Here is a 17,467-nt window from a genome sequence, read left to right as displayed (position 1 = left end):
GGCCATATGGATGATTTCCCTTGGAGCTGGTGGGTTCACGGTGGCAATACAACCTGCAAAGGTACGATGAGGATGTATTCAACTGGCAATACATCAACGCTTGCAGATATGTGGGTTGAATGTTCCTGTGGGGCACGACGGAGTATGAGCGGCGCAACGCAGCATGAGAATTTTGAAGGTATGAAATGTTCCGGACATCATCCGTTCCGGCTAAATCATAAAAATGAAAAATGCGATAAGGAAATGATTCCTTCTCAGCGTGGCGCGTCGAATGTGTATTTTCCAGTAATGAGAAGTGCCATATCCATTCCACCTTGGATCAATCCGCTTTCAGTTTGCGGTATTGAAATATATGCCTGCCTACGCGATGAAAGTGGATATCAAACCAAAAAAATCAGAGCAACAGATAAGTTGCTTTCTAGCACAAAAGATAAGGTGGCAGGTTTTATCAATTGTACCTATCTTGCAGATGATGCCGAATTTGATACATCAGAAAATATTGCAGACAATAAGAAAGAATTTTATGAGATTAGTCTGATAGAGAACTATAGACCCTTTACTTTTCTTGATGATGCTGAAAAGCGTACGGAGTACTACTCGGAAAGCGATAGAAATAAACTGTCTGGATTTCTTTTTAGAATCAATTTGAATGACAAGTACTTTTGGGTTTATCAACATATATACTCTGTATCAAGAATTGATCGAAGTAAAAATATTATAGCCCTATTTGTTGGTGATACATACGATGAAATTGATAGCGATATTGTGCAGATAGATTCACGAGCAGATGTAATTATCTTTTCTTCAAGTGTTGTTACGGCAAAAATGGATCTTATGCAGAGATTTTTTGGATTTGAGCAATACATACGAGCGGGGGCACAGAAGACGATTGAGATTATTCGCGATCTGGATATTGTAGATAGCCTTGAAAAGTTTGTTGCGTTTGAAAATAAAAGTAAGTTGACAAATGCAAAGAAGTTATTAAAGGCAAAAAATTCGCCTGTTTTGCAGATGAAAAAGAACGATTTGTTAGAGAATCTGAAAAAGCATTCTCGCTACAAAACTATGTTCAAGTTTGAAGAAGATCATATTGTGATTTCTTCACAAAAAGAGGCAGCGGCATTTATTAAAATGTTGAATGATGATATTGTTCGGTCTGAACTCACTGGAAAAGAATATGACAGCTCCAGCAAAATGCTTTTGGGCCCAGTGGGAGCAAGTCACTGACTGACCAATGATAGGAAAATATAGATGAGTGATAGAAGAAAAAAAGGATTCTATGTCACAGGTACTGTCAGATATAAAGCCCCATATGACGAAAAAGTTCATGACGGCTCATTGTATTAATGAGCAAGATATTCAGTCTATCAGTCAAATCTTCCTGCCCAGATATAAGAATGTGTAGCTCATGCAGGGATTGACCAACAACAAGCTGGATTTCAGAATTCAGGTAAAAGGTGTGTTCGGGACAGAAAGAAACTAACGAAGGCTAAGTGGAAAGAAACACAGCTCTGGATTTTTTCTTCACCGTCATGAGGCTCTTTTTCGGAGCTGTCTACGATTGCGAAGAAAATCTAAAAGGCATTCGCTTTTGGACGAGTTGGAAATGAGATGGGAAGATGAACAAAAGCTAAACGGCCTGAGTTCTGTGCATAGCATGGGATTCAGACCGTTTATTTTTTACCTAGCTCATAAAGTTGATTTCATTGTCGAGATATTCCTTTGTACAATGATTTTATTTGGAAATGTAGGTGCTCAACCTGCCGCTTCCTTTTTGCTCAAGTTTGCCAGCTTTGCAAAGTTCCTTAAGCAACCGGAAAGCCTTTGTTGTTTCTGCACCAATCAAATCTTCAACTTCTTTTCTTGTAACACTGCCGTTTTCCAGTGTATATTGAAGAATGAGTAATTTCTGTTCATTCAGTGAAATATCTTTGTCCGCTTTATCAGATATCCGGACATTCGTTTCCGGCTGCTCATTCCTGTTGGGAAGTGTTACGCGGAAAACACCTTTTGCCGTTTCAAACTCTGGCGGGGATGGTCAATTCTTATATGCACATTCAATTTTTTCGATTTCTGTGCCATAACTTTCAATCAATCTCATCCTGGAGAAGACAGCCGCAAGGTTCGGATTTCTCGATTATGAAACACCCAAGAAAATGGATTCCAGTTCCAGACCGGATACAAGACCTCCAAGAGAGACAAATTCGATTCTATCCTCATAGACATTGACCAGATTGCTTCCGCTGAAAGAGTAATCACGGTGAACAATGCTGTTCAGTAAAGATTCTCTGATTGCATCCTCTGGATAATCTCTTCTGTCAGTTCGATCCAGATTTGAAAAGGTTGCCTTTCCTTTCTTTTTCTTTCTTTCTCATTATAAACAAGAAAGAAAGGTCAAGGGGTGTAGAAACAAGCATTTTGTTGACTTGCAATAGTCACAAGCCTCGTTGGAAAATCAAAGGGGTGTTTTTTAACCAGTTTTTGGCTTATTCGTTTCGAGAGCAACTTTGAAATCACATTCTGTTGCTTCGGCAATGAGCTGTTCTATCATGGAAATCTCTCCGTTGAGGTTGCAGAAGGTCTTTTTTGTTATATCCAGCGGAGAAAGTTATTGCAATGATAGAAGCAAAGAGTTCAGTAAAAGCAGAAACACCTTAAAAAGTATACAGAGTATATTGCGAAGAAAAATCGCATATGATATAATGCTCGCAGGCAAAAAAGAATTAAAGTGTTTATAACAAAAAAAGCAAAAGCCCTCGAAGTTGCAGCTTCCAGGGCTTTCTTCATATTTCATTTTTTATTACAGTGGACAAAGAATCAGCAGGTCAGAGCTGCGCTGTTTGCAGTATAGAAGATAATTGCTGATTTTATTACGCAACAGGAATATTCAGTTAGGCTTACGCACAACAGGAAATTCCCATTCAATGCAGAAAGGGGCGGTTTTATGAAGCAGGATACATTGGAGGGCAGAGCAAAAACGAAAAACGGTGTCATTCGATTATGCTTTTCGGTGCTTTGTATTTTATTGGAAGCAGCTTTTATCATTATCATGATCACAAGGCTGAATGAGTATGCGGAGATCGTTAATCTGCTGACCAGAGTCTTTGCAGGAATTCTGGTTCTGGCACTATATGCATCCGATCAGACCTCTTCCATGAAAATGCCATGGATCATTCTGATACTTGTGTTTCCGATCATGGGTGTAGCATTATATCTGCTCATCGGATTAAATGGCGGAACCCATAAAATGCGAGAACGATATGCGGACATCGACAGAAAGCTTCTGCCGTTTCTGCCGGACAATCGGGAAAAACTGGAAAATATCAAAAACAAAATCCCCAAAGCAGGAAATATCAGTGAGTATATTTGGAAAAACGCAGGTTATCCCGTATACCAGAACACGGATATTGTTTATTATGATGAGGCGGTAAAGGGATTAGAAGCACAATTATTGGCATTGTCAAAGGCTGAAAAGTTTATTTTTATGGAATATCATGCGATAGAAGATGCAGAGGCCTGGAAAAAGATCCAGAAAGTACTGGAGGAGCGTGTGCAGGCAGGCGTGGAAGTGCGAGTATTTTATGATGATATGGGATCTATTGGATTTATTAATACGGATTTCGTAAAAAAGATGGAGCAGATCGGAATCCACTGCCGGGTATTTAATCCATTTATGCCGGGGCTGAATGTATTTCTGAACAACCGTGATCATCGAAAAATAACAGTGATCGATGGAAAAGTAGCTTTCACAGGCGGCTATAATCTGGCAAATGAATATTTTAATTACACCAATCCTTACGGACAATGGAAGGATACCGGGATCCGTCTTGAAGGCGATGCAGTTCAGTCGCTGACAGCAACATTCCTTGAAATGTGGAATGCAGCCAATGACAGGAATAATAATGAGGATTTCAGCAAATATTTTATAAGATCAGAATATAAGGCAGCTCAGACCGGATTTGTACAGCCTTATGCAGATAGTCCAATGGATGATGAACAGGTAGGAGAGGAAGTTTATATCAGCATGGTCAACAAAGCAGAAAAATACTGCTGGTTTATGACGCCATATCTGATCATTACGGATGAAATGACACATGCTCTGTGCCTTGCTGCAAAGAGGGGAGTTGATGTAAGGATCATTACACCGGGAATCCCGGATAAAAAAATGATTTACAGTGTCACACGTTCTTTTTATCATGGACTGGTTAAAAATGGAGTGCGGATCTATGAGTGGACACCTGGCTTCTGCCACGCCAAGATGAGTGTGGCAGATGACTGTATGGCAACCTGCGGAACCATAAATCTGGATTACAGAAGTCTTTATCATCATTTTGAAAACGGATGCTTTATGGCAGACAGTCCGGCTGTGTTATCCATAAGAAATGATCTGGAAGAAACAATGCAGGAATGTCGGGAAGTAACAGAACAATACCGGACAGGACGTAGTGCATATCTTCGTCTTGGACAGCTTTTCATGAGATTATTTGCAGGATTATTGTAAGAAAGAGGTGTAGATCTATGTGTACAGCAGCAACTTATCAGACAAAGGATTTTTATATGGGAAGAACTCTTGACTATGAGTTTTCCTATGGGGAAGAGGTGACCATAACTCCAAGAAATTATGAGTTCGATTTTCGATATGCAGGAAAATCAAAAACACATTATGCTCTCATAGGAATGGCATTTGTAGCAGGAGATTATCCGCTTTATTATGATGCGGCTAATGAAAAGGGACTGGGTATGGCAGGACTTAACTTTGTGGGGAATGCGGCATATGCAGATGAAGTGACAGAGGCAGATAAGGATCTTATCCAGGTGGCGCAATATGAATTTATTCCATGGATCCTTACCCAATGTGCTTCGGTGGCTGAAGCAAGGAGGATGCTTTCCAATATGAAGCTTATGGGAACACCCTTCAGTGAACAGCTTCCAACTGCACAGCTTCACTGGATGATCGCAGACAAGGAGGAATGCATCGTTGTAGAATCCATGAAAGACGGAATGCACATCTATGATGATCCTGTTGGCGTACTTACAAATAATCCTCCATTCCCCGGTCAGATGTTTGCACTTAACAATTTTGCAGGTGTATCCAGAAAGCAGCCGGAAAGTACATTTGCAGGAGTGCTGGAGCTGGATCCATACAGCAGAGGAATGGGCGGAATGGGAATTCCGGGAGATCTTTCAAGCCAGTCAAGATTTGTAAAGGTTGCATTTACAAAACTAAATGCAATATCCGGAGATGGGGAAAACGAAAGTGTCAGCCAGTTTTTCCATATTTTAGGCTCTGTTGATCAGCAGCGGGGATGCTGTGAGGTATCAGATGGCGCATATGAGATCACGATCTATACTTCATGCTGCAACACGACAAAGGGAATCTATTATTACACCACATATGATAATCATCAGATAACAGCAGTAGATATGTATGCGGAAAACCTTGATTCAGACAAGCTGATCCGTTATCCGATCATATTAAATGGTGAGATCAGATGGCATAATAAATGAGATCAGGATTTTTACAGAAGATAATGAGGTAGGAAGATGGAAAATTATTCAATAGTATTCAGCAGCTTAACCGGTAATACAAAAAAGTTGGCTGAGGCGATCTATGAAGTGCTGCCAAAAGATAAGTGTGATCACTTTGGGGAGACCGGATCACAGGTACCTGGATCCGATCTGCTGTATATCGGATTTTGGACGGACAAAGGGAATGCAGATAAGAAGACCCTGGAATTGTTATCCAAATTAAAAGGGAAGAAGATTTTTCTGTTTGGAACAGCCGGTTTTGGTGCAAGTGCGGCATATTTTGAAAAGGTTCTCGGTCAGGTCAGACAGTCTGTTGCTCCGGGTAATGTTGTTATCGGAGAGTATATGTGTCAGGGAAAGATGCCCCAGTCTGTGCGTGAACGATATATAAAAATGAAAGAAAATCCGGAACACCCTGCGAATCTTGATCTGTTGATCAAAAATTTTGACTGTGCTTTGTCTCATCCTGATACGGACGACCTGGAAAAACTGAAGAAGATCATTATGAAATAAAAACGGTGTACCAGCAACTGCCAGTCAGCCGATCGCAGTGTATACAGAGATTTGACTTTACAGCAGAGAAAAATATCAAGTATAATACTATAGCATTATTAAAAATCCCTTCCGGGAAAACACAAAAACCACAATGATAAAGGAATATAACAAATGAGTATTTTAAATGTAGAACACCTGACCCACGGGTTTGGAGACAGAGCAATTTTCGAAGATGTATCTTTCCGGCTTCTTAAGGGAGAACATATCGGACTTGTAGGCGCCAATGGCGAAGGAAAGTCCACATTTATGAGCATCGTGACCGGAAAACTGATGCCGGATGAGGGAAAGGTAGAGTGGGCAAAAAATGTCCACGCAGGCTATCTGGATCAGCATGCGGTTCTGGAAAAGGGGATGACCATCGGCCAGGTGCTGAAATCCGCTTTTGATCCTCTTCTTAAAAAAGAGGAACGGATGAACGAGATCTGCGACAGGCTGGGAACCGCAGATCCTGACGAGATGGATGGGCTGATGGAAGAGCTTGGAACGATCCAGGACGAACTGACACTTCACGATTTTTATGCGATCGATGCCAAGGTGGAGGAGGTTGCCAGAGCTCTGGGCCTTCTGGATCTGGGGCTTGACCGTGATGTTACGGATCTAAGCGGCGGACAGCGAACCAAGGTACTTCTTGCGAAGCTTCTTCTTGAGAAGCCAGATATCCTGCTTCTGGATGAGCCTACCAACTATCTGGATGAGGAGCATATTGCATGGCTGAAAAGATATCTTCTGGATTATGAGAATGCCTTTATCCTTATTTCACATGATATTCCGTTCCTGAATTCTGTAGTTAACATTATCTATCACATGGAAAATCAGGAACTGAACCGTTACGTGGGAGATTACGATCATTTCCAGGAGGTCTATGCAGTCAAGAAGGCACAGCTGGAGGCTGCTTACCGCAAACAGCAGCAGGAGATCAGTGAGCTGAAGGATTTCGTGGCAAGGAATAAGGCACGTGTTTCCACAAGAAATATGGCTATGTCCCGTCAGAAAAAGCTGGACAAGATGGATGTGATCGAGCTGGCAGCAGAGAAGCCGAAGCCGGAGTTCAAATTCCGTTATGGCCGAACACCGGGAAAGATGCTTTTTGAGACCCATGATCTTGTGATCGGTTATGATGAGCCGCTTTCCAAGCCGCTGAATTTTACTATGGAGCGAGGACAGAAGATCGCACTGGTGGGAACCAATGGAATAGGAAAAACAACACTTCTTCGGAGTCTTCTCGGACTGATCAAGCCTCTTTCCGGAAGTGTGGAGCAGGGCGAGAACCTTGAGATCGGATATTTTGAGCAGGAAGTTAAAGGTGAGAATCGAACTACCTGTATCGAAGAACTCTGGCAGGAATTTCCGGCATTTTCCCAGTATGAAGTGCGTTCCGCGCTGGCAAAATGCGGACTGACGACCAAGCATATTGAGAGCCAGGTACGGGTTTTAAGCGGTGGTGAGCAGGCAAAAGTGCGTCTTTGCAAGCTGGTGAACCGTGACACCAACATTCTTCTTCTGGACGAGCCTACCAATCATCTGGATGTAGATGCAAAAGATGAGCTGAAAAAAGCTCTCAGGGAATACCGCGGAAGTATCCTTCTCATCTGCCATGAGCCGGAATTTTACCAGGATGTGGTAAATGAAGTCTGGGATATGAGCAGGTGGACAACCAAGATATTCTGATAATGGATATAGATATATGTCAGAAAAGACAGATATAATTCAAGAAGTACAATAAATGGGACATAAAAGATGACAGCATAAGGGCAGCAGAGTCTGCCAGACAGAATACAGAGGACAAATAAATGGAAGAAACACAATTGAAAAAATTCAGTATCGTTATGGAGGGCGGCGGTATGCGAGGCTTGTATACAGCCGGTGTGATCGATGTTCTGATGGAAAATGAGATTTACGCGGACAGTGCAGTGGGCGTATCGGCTGGAGCTGTTTTTGGATGCAATTATAAGTCCAGGCAGATCGGAAGAGTTCTTCGCTATAATAAAAAGTACTGCAAGGATAAAAGACTTGCAAGCATCCGGAACTGGATCACCACAGGAGATGTATACAGCCGGGAATTCGGATATTATGAACTGCCCTGGAAACTGGATATTTTTGACCGTCAGACCTACGCGGAAAATCCCATGAAATTTACAGTGGTGTGTACGGACCTGGATACAGGAAAACCGGTGTATCATGAATGTCCCAACGGAGATGTGGAGGATATTGAATGGATGCGTGCATCTGCATCGATCCCGGTAGCCTCCCGGCCGGTGATGCTTGGGGGAAAGAGACTTCTGGACGGTGGTGTGTCTGATCCGATCCCGGTCAAATGGATGCTTTCCCGGGGATACGAAAAAAACGTAGTGGTGCTTACCAGAGATGTGAAGTACCGAAAAAAAGCAAACCCGAAGATGCAGCTTTTTCTGAAAGCAGTATTACATAAATATCCGGCTTTTCTGAAGGATCTGGAGGAACGGCATATCCATTATAATGAAACACTGGAAGAACTGGCTTCTCTGGAAAAAGAGGGGCGTATCCATATCATCCGTCCGAGCAGTCCCATCCAGGCGGCGATGATCGAGCGTGATGAGAGCAATCTGGAGCGGATCTACCAGACAGGAAGAGCAGATATGAAAAAGGATTTGGAGAAGCTGAAAGCCTACCTGGATTCCTGAATCACAGACCGAAACAAAATTCGACTTATACCCCTTTCTATGTTATGATATTGGATATCATTACAACAGAAAGGGGTATTTTCAATGGGAGAAAAACCTCAGAATATAAAACACAGACATATAAGCCTGGGCGTGCTTGCCCACGTGGATGCAGGAAAGACGACATTATCGGAAGGCCTGCTTTTTAAATGCGGAAGGATCCGGAAAATCGGAAGAGTCGATCACAAGGATGCGTATCTGGATACCTATGAGCTTGAGAGGGAGAGAGGAATCACCATTTTTTCAAAGCAGGCAGTTTTTTACATGGGGGATATGGAAGTGACACTTCTGGATACGCCGGGGCATGTGGATTTTTCTGCTGAGATGGAGCGTACCCTGCAGGTGCTGGATTATGCGATCCTGGTGATCAACGGAGCAGATGGGGTGCAAGGGCATACACAGACATTGTGGAGACTGCTGACGCAGTACAAGATTCCAACATTTCTTTTTGTAAATAAAATGGACCAGGAAGGAACGGACAGAGAAAGACTTCTTGAGGAGCTGAAGAAGAAATTAAGCGGATGCTGTGTGGATTTTAGTGGAGAACTGGAATGCTCCGGTGCAGAAGCAGCAGGGAAAAAGGAGAATCCTGTGGATAACTCCGGGAAATCTCCGTCAGCTGAAGGAATGCAGCTGAAAGACAACGCCAGTGAAGCAGAAAAAGAGAATATATCCGGAATGCAGGGTGCTTCTGATAAAATAAATGGTACGGATGATTTTCTGGAAAATATTGCCATGTGCGAGGAGAACCTTCTGGAAAGTTTCCTGGAAACAGGAACGATCGCAAAAAAGGACGTGGCAGAGCTGATCCTGGAGCGAAAGCTTTTTCCCTGCTTCTTTGGATCTGCCCTGAAGATGGAAGGAGTAGATGCTTTTATCCATGGAATGGAGACCTACATGGCAGCACCGTCCTATCCCACAGAATTCGGAGCCAGGATATTTAAGATCGCCAGAGATGATCAGGGAAACCGTCTCACTTATATGAAGATCACCGGCGGCAGACTGAAGGTCAAGGAGACGCTGACCAATGCAGGAAAAAATGGTATTTCGGCAGAGGAGATCTGGGAGGAAAAGGCAGATCAGATCCGTATCTATTCCGGTGCAAAATTTGAAATGCTCAAAGAGGCAGAGGCAGGAACCGTCTGTGCAGTCACAGGTCTTACCGAAACATATCCGGGAGAGGGACTTGGCATTGAGGCGGATTCTGCCATGCCGGTGCTGGAACCGGTACTGAATTATCAGATCATCCTTCCGGAGGGCTGTGACGCCCACAGGATGCTGAAAAGCCTGAAGGAGCTGGAGGAGGAAGAACCGCAGCTTCATATCATGTGGGATGAGCAGCTGGGAGAGATCCACGCCATGCTGATGGGCGAGGTACAGATCGAGATCCTGAAGCATCTGATCTGGGAGCGTTTTCATGTGGCAGTAGAATTTGGAACCGGCAATATCGTATACAAAGAAACCATTGCCGCACCGGTGGAAGGCGTGGGACATTTTGAACCGCTTCGTCATTATGCGGAGGTGCATCTTCTTCTGGAACCGGGAGAGAGAGGAAGCGGGCTGCAGTTTTTTACTGCGGCAAATGAAGATCAGCTGGATCGGAACTGGCAGCGGCTGATCCTGACACATCTGGAGGAAAAAGAGCATCTGGGAGTCCTTACCGGATCACCCATCACCGATATGCAGATCACACTTCTCACCGGGCGGGCACATCAGAAGCATACGGAAGGCGGAGATTTCCGGCAGGCGACCTACCGTGCTGTGCGCCAGGGCCTCAAGAAAGCAGAGACAGTTCTTCTGGAACCCTATTACAGCTTCAGGCTTGAGATTCCGGCAGAAAATGTAGGACGTGCCATGACGGATATCCAGAGGATGCAGGGAACCTTTCAGGGACCGGAAACCCAGGGAGAGCTATCGGTGATCACAGGAAGTGCGCCGGTGGCAAAAATGAGGGATTATCAGAGTCAGGTAGTTTCCTACACAAGAGGCAGAGGTCATCTGACCTGTACTCTGAAGGGCTATGAACCCTGCCAGGATCAGGAGCAGATCGCAGAGGAGATCGGATATGATTCCGAGAGAGATCTTGAGAATCCTACAGGTTCTGTATTCTGTGCCCATGGAGCAGGCTTCGTGGTTCCCTGGTATGAGGTAGAAAAATATATGCATCTGGAAGGAACTCAGCTTCCGGACAGTAATGATGCCTATGAGGATTCCGACAACAGTTCTGCAGGAGTGCGTGCAGGTCAGGGAACAGCCAAAAACAGTCCTGATCACAGAACAGCCAATGCCGGCCGTGGAAAATATACCTCCATGTATGGAAGCTACGAAGAGGAAAAAGAACTGAAGGCAATCTTTGAGAAAACCTTTGGTCCGGTGAGCTCAAAGAAATACAGCAGTAACAGCCGAAGCTTCGGAAATCCGGAAAGCGGAAGCAGCTTTTCCGGAAAGGGAGACAAAGGTGCAGCAGATTCCGGCCATACGGCAAAAACCGGTCACGGCGCCTGGAGAAATAGCAGTCCGGCCATCCACAGAGAGGACTATCTGCTGGTGGACGGCTGCAATATCATATTTGCCTGGGAGGATTTAAGAGATCTGGCACAGGCAGACTTTCATGCAGCACAGTCCAGGTTAATGGACATATTGAGCGATTATCAGGGGATCAAGGGATGCATCCTGATCCTGGTATTTGATGCCTACCGTGTGGAGGGCCATCCGGAGGAAACCTTCCAGTATCATAACATTCATGTTGTCTACACAAAAGAAGCGGAAACAGCAGACCAGTACATTGAACGTACTGTCCATAAAATCGGACGGAAGCATAATGTGACAGTTGCCACATCAGACGGACTGGAGCAGATCATCATTATGGGACAGGGAGCCGCCAGGATCTCAGCGCGCGGATTCAAAGATGAGATCGCTTCCGCAAAACAGCAGATGAGAGAAGAATGGCAGGAGCGCAGGGACAACAGCAAAACCTATCTCTTTGACAGTATGACACCGGAACTGAAATCTCATATGGAAGACATCCGTCTGGGAAGAAAGAAAAAAGAAGAATTATAACAAAAAATATATGCCCTCATTGTGGGCATATTTCACAAAAATAAAAAAGCTTTTTGAATTCTTTTGCAAATAAATGGGAAAAGTAGTAAAATAAGGATAGAATCCTCAGTGAGAAGCTCCTTGTCTGGATATATAACCTGGCAGGGAGCTTTCATTAGAGCACAATAAGCGCCAGGATAACAAAAGAAAAGTAAAAAATGAAAGGAAGTGGCAAAATGTTTGAAACAGGCGAATATGTTGTGTATGGTCGTACCGGCATCTGCCAGGTAACAGGAGTTACCACAATGAGGGTGGATGGTTCCTCCGGCGAGAAGCTTTATTATGTACTGAGACCCGGAGGAGAGACAGATGGGAAGATATTTACACCGGTGAAAGGTGGAAAGCAGGTGCTTCGCGGAATCATTACGAGGGAAGAAGCGGAGAGGCTTATCGATGAGATCCCATCTATTGAGACACTGAGTATTGAGAATGAGAAATTCCGGGAGGATAGCTACAAGAAATGCATCCGTACCTGTGAATGCAGAGATCTTCTTCGAATCATCAAGACGATCTACGTCAGAAAACAGGCCAGATTATCTCATGGCAAAAAAACAACCGCTACAGACGAACGGTATCTGAAGCTTGCAGAGGATCATCTCTATTCTGAATTGTCCATGTTACTGGATATCCCCAAAGAACGTATGGCAGATTATATTGAACAGCGAGTAAACCAGAAGAAGGAAGCCGAAGAACAGGTATGTGCTGTTTGACAAAGCAGAGCGTATCTGCTATGGTATTTCCGGTAACCTTCCAGAATTCTGTATCTGTGACAGAAGCTTCATGGGAAGTGGAGAACAGATTCAGAATCAGTCTGAATGTTATAAAGAAAAGGAGATGCCAGAGAAATGAGAGAACAGCTTACCCGCAAGGATGTTGAAAAAATAGAGCAGGAGATCGAACACCGTAAACTGGTAGTACGTAAGGAAGCCATTGAGGCGGTCAAGGAGGCACGTGCCCAGGGAGACTTAAGTGAGAACTTTGAGTATTATGCAGCCAAGAAGCATAAGAATCAGAATGAGAGCCGCATCCGTTATCTGGAGAGGATGCTGAAGACCGCTTCCATTGTATCCGATGCTTCCAGATCAGACGAAGTGGGAATGGACGATATCGTGGAAGTTCTTTTTGAAGAAGATAATGAGGTGGAGAAGTACAAGCTGGTTACTTCCATCCGTGGAAATTCCATGGAAAACCGTATCAGTATCGAATCGCCTATCGGCAAGGCACTGCGCGGTCATCGTGTAGGAGACCGGGTGGAAGTAAAGGTCAATGATGATTACAGCTATTACCTTGTAATAAAATCCATCGACAAGACCGGATCTGAGGATGAGGAGATCCGCGGATTCTGAACGATATATAGGACAGAGTGATTCTGATGGGAAATCTGTTTCCCGTATCAGGATCCTCTGTTTTATTTTTTTACACAGATTTTACATTCCGGTGGGGAAAATTTTACAATAGGCCGCTATTATGAAAATCGTTGAAATGAGAAAAAGGAAATCAAACATATCAAAAAGAGAAAGTGAAGGAGAGTATTATGGACTTTTTCAGCGTACTGGCATTGCTTGGCGGCCTTGCTATTTTCCTTTATGGAATGAACTTAATGGGAGACGGGCTTGCGAAGGTTGCAGGCGGAAAGCTTGAGCGGATCCTGGAGACACTTACCTCCAATCCCATCAGAGCCGTTCTTCTTGGACTGGGTGTGACTGCAGTGATCCAGTCATCCTCGGCAACTACCGTTATGGTCGTTGGTTTTGTAAACTCGGGAATCATGAAGCTGTCCCAGGTTGTGGGAATCATCATGGGTGCCAATATCGGTACTACCGTAACCTCATGGATCTTAAGTCTTACAGGTATCCAGAGTGATAACTTTATTATCCAGCTTTTTAAGCCGACGTCATTTTCACCGATTCTGGCACTGATCGGCGTGGTTCTGATCATGTTTACAAAAAGCCAGAAGAAAAAGGACGTGGGAGCGATCTTAGTAGGCTTTGCGATCCTGATGTATGGAATGAATGCCATGAGCGGAGCTGTGGAACCTCTTGCAGAGGTACCGGAGTTTACCGGAATGCTGGTGAAATTTTCCAACCCGATCCTGGGAGTTGTGGCTGGAGCAGTGCTGACAGCGATCATCCAGTCGTCCTCCGCATCGGTTGGTATCCTCCAGGCATTGTGTCTTACCGGAATGGTACCGTTCAGTGCAGCACTTCCTATTATCATGGGACAGAATATCGGTACCTGTATCACTGCGATCCTTTCAGCCATCGGAGCCAGCAAAAACGCAAAACGTGCGGCTATGGTCCATCTGTATTTCAATCTGATCGGAACCATGCTGTTCATGGCAGTATTTTATGCGATAAATGCAGCAGTACATTTTTCATTTATGACGCAGGCAGCGACTCCGGCCGGGATCGCGATTCTGCACAGTACCTTCAATATTACGGCAACTCTTGTCCTTCTTCCGTTCGGAAAGGCTCTGGAGAAGCTTGCCTGTCTTACTATCCGCGACAGGAAGGAAGAGCAGGAGAAGGTGGCAGCAGATCCGGATTTCATGATCCTGGAAAGCCGTTTTCTGGAGAAACCTGCATTTGCAGTTGAGCAGAGCAGGAATGCAGCGAAAAAAATGGCAGAGGATTCTCACAGAACTCTGTTTACCGCCCTGGATCTTCTGAAGAATTTCAGCGCAGAAGGAAAGGTTCTGGTGGAAGAAGCAGAGAAAAAGGTAGATCGTTATGAGGATGAGCTTGGAACCTATCTTGTAAAGCTGAACCAGAAGGATCTTTCCGTTCATGACAGTCACAGTGTTTCCATCATGCTCCACTGTATCGGTGATTTCGAGAGGATTTCCGATCACGGTGTGAACATCATGGAATCCGCACAGGAGCTTTATGAAAAAGGCCTGAAGTTTTCGGATAAGGCGCTGGAAGAGTTACGTGTCATGGAGCATGCGGTGGAAGATATTGTAGATATTGCTTACAAGGTTTACGAAAATCAGGACGTGCAGCTTGCGAGAGAGATCGAGCCACTGGAGGAAGTGATCGATGAACTCAGCAAGGAACTGAAGTACCGGCATATCCAGAGACTTCGCGCCGGGGAATGTACCATTGAAATGGGATTCATCCTGTCCGATGTGACTACCAGCCTGGAGCGTGTGGCAGATCACTGTTCCAATATCGGTGTCTGTGTGACACAGGTTCATGAAGATGCTTTTGATACACATCAGCACCTGAAGCAGATCAAACATGGGCCGGACGAAACCTTCTACCGTGAGCTGGAGGTGATCCGGAGTCAGTATCAGCTTCCGGAAATAAAGGATGAGCCGGCTGCAGCCCAGATGGCAGCGGCAGGCAGCCAATAAAAAGATATCGAAATAATGCTATGCCCTGGTTATCTGTATCAGCAGACGGCCAGGGCTTGTGCAGTAAAAAGAAAGCAGTTATACTGAAGGCATGGAACAAAAAAGACCAGACGATTATGAAGTGCCAACGGCAAAAAAACGAACAGAGAGGATATAGAATGATCTACTGTGTGGAAGATGAGAGAAATATCAGAGAGCTTCTTGTCTATACCCTGGAGACAACAGGCTTTGAGGCAGAAGGTTTTGAAACCGGGGCAGAACTTGACACAGCCATGAAAAAAAATCTACCGGAGCTGATCCTGCTGGACATCATGCTCCCGGGTGAAGACGGGTATAATATTTTGAAACGACTGAAAAGTGATACCAGGACCCGGGATATCCCGGTGATCATGGTCACAGCCAAAGAAGCGGAGTTTGACAAGGTAAAAGGTCTGGAGAGCGGCGCAGATGATTATATCACCAAGCCCTTCGGGATGATGGAATTTGTAGCCAGGGTCAAAGCGGTCCTTCGGCGCTGCGCAAGGCAGAGTGAAGAGAGGGAGCTGCACTGCAAGGGCCTTCGTGTCAATGTGTCCCGTCACGAAGTCTGCTATCAGGGTGAGGTGAAAGAGCTGACCAGAAAGGAATTTGAACTTCTGGAATATCTTATGGAGAACAAAGGACTGGTCATGTCCAGAAACCAGATCCTGTGCCATGTGTGGGGCTATGATTTTGACGGAGAAACGAGGACTGTAGATGTTCATGTACGGACTCTCCGACAGAAGCTTGGGGAAGCCGGAAATCTGATTGAGACAGTGCGTGGTGTGGGATACCGGATCGGAGATCATGTATGAAAAAGAAAATTCTGCATCATACAAGCATTATGATCATTTTTGCTGTTCTTGTCACGTTTCTGGCAGCAAGTGTGGTCACCTACAATAAATTAAACACATACATGCAGCGGGGAGTCCGTGAGGAAGCTCAGTATATCTGCCTTGCCATGGATGAGTATGGAGATTCCTTTCTCACAAAAAAGCTCCAGACAGTATCATCAAGTCGTGTGACTCTCATCCGTAAAGACGGAACCGTTCTCTACGATTCTGAGACATCTCCGAAAAAACTGGCAAATCACAGTGATCGTCCGGAATTTATACAGGCAGAAAAAAACGGAAAAAGCGAAAGTATCCGTTATTCGGAAACCTTTGCAAAAAAGACCTTTTATTATGCGGTGAAGCTGGATGACGGAAACGTGCTCCGGGTGGGAAAAACCGTAGATTCCATATATTCCACATGGACCTCAAGTCTTGCAGTGCTGGGACTTCTGATGCTCCTGGTACTGATCCTGGAGTTTGTTTTTGCACAGAGACAGACCAGAGAGCTGATCCGTCCGGTCAACGATCTGGATCTGGAGCATCCACTGAACAACGTGTGCTATGAGGAGCTGCGTCCCCTTCTTGTGCGGGTGGATGAACAGAATCGGCAGATCCGGCAGCAGGTAAAAGAACTGAAGGAGGCAGAGGAAATCCGGAAGGAATTTTCTGCAAATGTTTCCCATGAGCTGAAGACCCCGCTGATGTCCATTTCCGGTTATGCGGAGCTTATGATGAACGGCATGGTTCCGGCAGATCATATACAGGAATTTTCCGGAAGGATCTACCATGAATCAATAAGACTTTCCAATCTGGTAGCGGATATCATCCAGCTTTCCAGACTGGATGAAAGCAACAGTGAGGTTCCTTTTGAAGAGGTGGATCTTTATGAGCTTGCAGAAGACGTAAGAAATAATCTCAGACATCCTGCCGGAAAGAAAAATATTTCCCTTGAGCTTGCCGGAAGTACAGAGAAGATCCAGGGCGTCCGCCATGTACTCTATGAGATGCTTTTTAATATTGCAGACAATGCAGTTCGCTATACAGAACAGAATGGTCATGTGCGGATCATGGTAGGCAACCGGAAAGGGCATCCGTTCTACTGTGTGGCAGATGACGGGATCGGAATCCCGAAAAGTGAACAGGGAAGGATCTTTGAGCGCTTTTACCGGGTAGACAAAAGCCATTCCAGACAGACCGGCGGAACAGGTCTGGGTCTTTCCATTGTGAAGCATGGAGCAACGCTTCATCATGCACAGATCAACGTGGAAAGTGAACAGGGAGTTGGAACCAGGATGGAGATCGTTTTCCCGGAGAATACTTCTGACCGAAAATAAACTGAAAATAATCAGTAGGATTTCACGGTGAAGTGTAGTATAATA

12 protein-coding genes are annotated in these 17,467 nt (G+C 44.8%); all 12 read left to right on the top strand.

The annotated features are described in order from the left end of the window. The first annotated feature begins 6 nt into the window (after positions 1-6). The 12 genes from MUB50_RS10140 to MUB50_RS10085 all read left to right on the top strand — a co-directional run bounded on the left by MUB50_RS10140 (position 7) and on the right by MUB50_RS10085 (position 17,422). Positions 7-1,227, top strand: a complete 1,221-nt coding sequence (locus MUB50_RS10140) for a DUF4868 domain-containing protein (protein ID WP_244802539.1) — start codon at positions 7-9, stop codon at positions 1,225-1,227. A 1,717-nt stretch (positions 1,228-2,944) separates the two neighbouring features. Beyond that, a complete protein-coding gene (cls, locus tag MUB50_RS10135) occupies positions 2,945-4,501 on the top strand; it encodes a cardiolipin synthase (protein WP_118625041.1) in 1,557 nt (518 codons plus the stop codon). A gap of 17 nt (positions 4,502-4,518) precedes the next feature. Next, positions 4,519-5,508 carry a choloylglycine hydrolase gene (bsh, locus tag MUB50_RS10130; protein ID WP_118625039.1) on the top strand — a complete coding sequence of 330 codons (990 nt, stop codon included), beginning with the start codon at positions 4,519-4,521 and terminating at the stop codon, positions 5,506-5,508. Between the two features lie 36 nt (positions 5,509-5,544). Further along, the gene (bilS, locus tag MUB50_RS10125; RefSeq protein WP_022427068.1) at positions 5,545-6,042 is read left to right on the top strand and encodes a flavodoxin family protein BilS; all 498 of its coding nucleotides are present in this window, start codon (positions 5,545-5,547) and stop codon (positions 6,040-6,042) included. Positions 6,043-6,195: 153 nt separating this feature from the next. Beyond that, a complete protein-coding gene (locus tag MUB50_RS10120) occupies positions 6,196-7,752 on the top strand; it encodes an ABC-F family ATP-binding cassette domain-containing protein (RefSeq protein WP_118625037.1) in 1,557 nt (518 codons plus the stop codon). A 122-nt stretch (positions 7,753-7,874) separates the two neighbouring features. After that, positions 7,875-8,744 carry a patatin-like phospholipase family protein gene (locus MUB50_RS10115; protein ID WP_118512892.1) on the top strand — a complete coding sequence of 290 codons (870 nt, stop codon included), beginning with the start codon at positions 7,875-7,877 and terminating at the stop codon, positions 8,742-8,744. Between the two features lie 84 nt (positions 8,745-8,828). Further along, positions 8,829-11,843, top strand: a complete 3,015-nt coding sequence (locus MUB50_RS10110; RefSeq protein ID WP_118625035.1) for a translation factor GTPase family protein — start codon at positions 8,829-8,831, stop codon at positions 11,841-11,843. Between the two features lie 215 nt (positions 11,844-12,058). Next, positions 12,059-12,592, top strand: a complete 534-nt coding sequence (locus MUB50_RS10105; RefSeq protein WP_243101053.1) for a CarD family transcriptional regulator — start codon at positions 12,059-12,061, stop codon at positions 12,590-12,592. A gap of 135 nt (positions 12,593-12,727) precedes the next feature. Further along, positions 12,728-13,228, top strand: a complete 501-nt coding sequence (gene greA / locus MUB50_RS10100) for a transcription elongation factor GreA (protein ID WP_015527340.1) — start codon at positions 12,728-12,730, stop codon at positions 13,226-13,228. Between the two features lie 188 nt (positions 13,229-13,416). Next, the gene (locus MUB50_RS10095; RefSeq protein WP_118625033.1) at positions 13,417-15,237 is read left to right on the top strand and encodes a Na/Pi cotransporter family protein; all 1,821 of its coding nucleotides are present in this window, start codon (positions 13,417-13,419) and stop codon (positions 15,235-15,237) included. A 158-nt stretch (positions 15,238-15,395) separates the two neighbouring features. Further along, entirely contained in the window at positions 15,396-16,070 is a 675-nt protein-coding gene (locus tag MUB50_RS10090; RefSeq protein ID WP_118512888.1) for a winged helix-turn-helix domain-containing protein, read from the top strand. Beyond that, complete coding sequence (locus MUB50_RS10085) at positions 16,067-17,422, top strand: sensor histidine kinase (RefSeq protein ID WP_118512887.1); 1,356 nt, start codon at positions 16,067-16,069, stop codon at positions 17,420-17,422. The genes MUB50_RS10090 and MUB50_RS10085 overlap by 4 nt, the downstream gene beginning before the upstream one ends. The last annotated feature ends 45 nt before the right edge of the window (positions 17,423-17,467 follow it).

It is taken from the genome of Blautia sp. NSJ-140 (genome assembly GCF_022868965.1).
In the GTDB taxonomy this organism is placed as follows: Bacteria; Bacillota; Clostridia; order Lachnospirales; family Lachnospiraceae; genus Blautia_A.
This window is presented reverse-complemented; position numbering and strand designations above follow the sequence as displayed.

What these genes read in the sequence shown, in the direction of transcription:
- MUB50_RS10105 (WP_243101053.1), top strand. Translation starts at nt 12,059, where the DNA reads ATGTTTGAAACAGGCGAATATGTTGTGTATGGTCGTACCGGCATCTGC.
- MUB50_RS10090 (WP_118512888.1), top strand. Translation starts at nt 15,396, where the DNA reads ATGATCTACTGTGTGGAAGATGAGAGAAATATCAGAGAGCTTCTTGTC.
- bilS (WP_022427068.1), top strand. Translation starts at nt 5,545, where the DNA reads ATGGAAAATTATTCAATAGTATTCAGCAGCTTAACCGGTAATACAAAA.
- MUB50_RS10115 (WP_118512892.1), top strand. Translation starts at nt 7,875, where the DNA reads ATGGAAGAAACACAATTGAAAAAATTCAGTATCGTTATGGAGGGCGGC.
- greA (WP_015527340.1), top strand. Translation starts at nt 12,728, where the DNA reads ATGAGAGAACAGCTTACCCGCAAGGATGTTGAAAAAATAGAGCAGGAG.
- bsh (WP_118625039.1), top strand. Translation starts at nt 4,519, where the DNA reads ATGTGTACAGCAGCAACTTATCAGACAAAGGATTTTTATATGGGAAGA.
- MUB50_RS10140 (WP_244802539.1), top strand. Translation starts at nt 7, where the DNA reads ATGGATGATTTCCCTTGGAGCTGGTGGGTTCACGGTGGCAATACAACC.
- MUB50_RS10110 (WP_118625035.1), top strand. Translation starts at nt 8,829, where the DNA reads ATGGGAGAAAAACCTCAGAATATAAAACACAGACATATAAGCCTGGGC.
- MUB50_RS10085 (WP_118512887.1), top strand. Translation starts at nt 16,067, where the DNA reads ATGAAAAAGAAAATTCTGCATCATACAAGCATTATGATCATTTTTGCT.
- cls (WP_118625041.1), top strand. Translation starts at nt 2,945, where the DNA reads ATGAAGCAGGATACATTGGAGGGCAGAGCAAAAACGAAAAACGGTGTC.
- MUB50_RS10095 (WP_118625033.1), top strand. Translation starts at nt 13,417, where the DNA reads ATGGACTTTTTCAGCGTACTGGCATTGCTTGGCGGCCTTGCTATTTTC.
- MUB50_RS10120 (WP_118625037.1), top strand. Translation starts at nt 6,196, where the DNA reads ATGAGTATTTTAAATGTAGAACACCTGACCCACGGGTTTGGAGACAGA.